Below are 1,882 nucleotides of genomic sequence, written 5' to 3' on the forward strand. Positions count from 1 at the left end.
GGGTGGTGGAGCCTAGCGGGATCGAACCGCTGACCTCCTGCGTGCAAGGCAGGCGCTCTCCCAGCTGAGCTAAGGCCCCTGATGCCCATCGATTCGATGGAATTTGGGTAAGACGAGGCGCTTTTCGCCGACGTGTAGCCTGCTACACGAGGTGGAAAGCAACAACGTATTACGCAAATTTGGTGGGTCTGGGCAGACTTGAACTGCCGACCTCACCCTTATCAGGGGTGCGCTCTAACCAACTGAGCTACAGACCCAAACAGTCGTTGCTCGTTCGATCAGGTAATTCATTGTGGACACTTGCCGGGTGCGATGAGTCGTCGTTTAAGGAGGTGATCCAGCCGCAGGTTCCCCTACGGCTACCTTGTTACGACTTCACCCCAGTCATGAACCACACCGTGGTGATCGCTCCCCCGAAGGTTAAGCTAACCACTTCTGGTGCAGTCCACTCCCATGGTGTGACGGGCGGTGTGTACAAGGCCCGGGAACGTATTCACCGTGACATTCTGATTCACGATTACTAGCGATTCCGACTTCACGGAGTCGAGTTGCAGACTCCGATCCGGACTGAGACCGGCTTTTCGGGATTCGCTTCACCTCGCGGCTTCGCATCCCTTTGTACCGGCCATTGTAGCACGTGTGTAGCCCTACCCGTAAGGGCCATGATGACTTGACGTCGTCCCCACCTTCCTCCGGTTTGTCACCGGCAGTCTCCCTAGAGTTCCCGACCGAATCGCTGGCAAATAGGGACAAGGGTTGCGCTCGTTACGGGACTTAACCCAACATTTCACAACACGAGCTGACGACAGCCATGCAGCACCTGTCACTCGGCTCCCGAAGGCACACCCGCATCTCTGCAGGCTTCCGAGGATGTCAAGGGTAGGTAAGGTTCTTCGCGTTGCATCGAATTAAACCACATGCTCCACCGCTTGTGCGGGCCCCCGTCAATTCATTTGAGTTTTAACCTTGCGGCCGTACTCCCCAGGCGGTCGACTTATCGCGTTAACTGCGCCACAAAGGTCTCTAGGACCCCAACGGCTAGTCGACATCGTTTACGGCGTGGACTACCAGGGTATCTAATCCTGTTTGCTACCCACGCTTTCGCACCTCAGCGTCAGTGTCAGTCCAGAAGGCCGCCTTCGCCACTGGTATTCCTCCCGATCTCTACGCATTTCACCGCTACACCGGGAATTCTACCTTCCTCTCCTGCACTCTAGCCTGACAGTTCCGGATGCCGTTCCCAGGTTGAGCCCGGGGCTTTCACAACCGGCTTATCACGCCGCCTACGCGCGCTTTACGCCCAGTAATTCCGATTAACGCTTGCACCCTCCGTATTACCGCGGCTGCTGGCACGGAGTTAGCCGGTGCTTCTTCTGTGAGTGATGTCGTCCCTTGGGGGTATTGGCCCCAAGGCTTTCTTCCTCACTGAAAGTGCTTTACAACCCGAAAGCCTTCTTCACACACGCGGCATGGCTGGATCAGGCTTGCGCCCATTGTCCAATATTCCCCACTGCTGCCTCCCGTAGGAGTTCGGGCCGTGTCTCAGTCCCGATGTGGCTGATCATCCTCTCAGACCAGCTACGGATCGTCGCCTTGGTGAGCCATTACCTCACCAACAAGCTAATCCGACATAGGCTCATCCGATAGCGCAAGGTCCGAAGAGCCCCTGCTTTCTCCCGTAGGACGTATGCGGTATTAGCCTGGGTTTCCCCAGGTTATCCCCCACTATCGGGCAGATTCCTATGCATTACTCACCCGTCCGCCGCTCGTCAGCACCCCGAAGGGCCTGTTACCGCTCGACTTGCATGTGTTAGGCCTGCCGCCAGCGTTCAATCTGAGCCATGATCAAACTCTTCAGTTTAAAATCATCGGTGCGTTAAGC

Annotated in this window: 2 tRNA genes and 1 rRNA gene; all 3 read right to left on the reverse strand. The window is 56.4% G+C overall.

The features are described 5' to 3' along the window. Positions 1–3: 3 nt before the first annotated feature. The 3 genes from BMY30_RS17415 to BMY30_RS17425 all read right to left on the reverse strand — a co-directional run bounded on the left by BMY30_RS17415 (position 4) and on the right by BMY30_RS17425 (position 1,861). Positions 4–79 (reverse strand) — tRNA-Ala (locus BMY30_RS17415). Between the two features lie 101 nt (positions 80–180). Then, a tRNA-Ile gene (locus BMY30_RS17420) sits at positions 181–257 on the reverse strand. Between the two features lie 68 nt (positions 258–325). Beyond that, positions 326–1,861: ribosomal RNA gene (locus BMY30_RS17425) — 16S ribosomal RNA — on the reverse strand. Positions 1,862–1,882 lie beyond the last annotated feature (21 nt).

This window comes from Halomonas daqiaonensis, from assembly GCF_900109725.1.
GTDB lineage: Bacteria > Pseudomonadota > Gammaproteobacteria > Pseudomonadales > Halomonadaceae > Halomonas > Halomonas daqiaonensis.